The sequence below is a fragment of the Flavobacterium cupreum genome (assembly GCF_003996965.1).
Classification (GTDB): Bacteria; Bacteroidota; Bacteroidia; order Flavobacteriales; family Flavobacteriaceae; genus Flavobacterium; species Flavobacterium cupreum.
The window spans coordinates 1-385 of sequence record NZ_QWDM01000108.1 but is presented as its reverse complement, the minus strand read 5'-3'; the positions used below and the strand labels follow the sequence as shown (position 1 = coordinate 385).

General features: G+C 68.3%; 1 pseudogene. It reads left to right on the top strand.

The window, feature by feature from the left end:
• Positions 1–181 precede the first annotated feature (181 nt).
• Positions 182–385, top strand: a pseudogene (locus tag D0817_RS26820) (hypothetical protein); the annotation flags it as partial.

The window sequence follows — 385 nt, the reverse complement described above, 5'->3', positions numbered from 1 at the left end:
GACCGCGGCGCGATCATGGCGCAGACGCGCAAGATCATGCGCACCTGCGAACCGGGCGCGATCGCCGAGGCGGTCGAGCAGCTGCGGATCGGCTAGCCGGCATGCGCACCACGGGCGGCCCGGCCGGCGGCCCCTGCGGGCCGCCCCCTCACACCACATCCTATACAGAAGCAGAAGCGCAATGACGCACAACCCCATGTCCTCCATCGGAATCGTCTCACCCCAATCGATGCACTTCGCCGCGCCGCTCAAGCTGCAAAGCGGCGCGCAGCTGGCCGACTACACGCTCGTCTACGAGACCTACGGCACCCTCAACGCCGAGCGTTCCAACGCGGTGCTGGTGTGCCACGCGCTCAACGCCTCGCACCACGTGGCCGGCATGTAC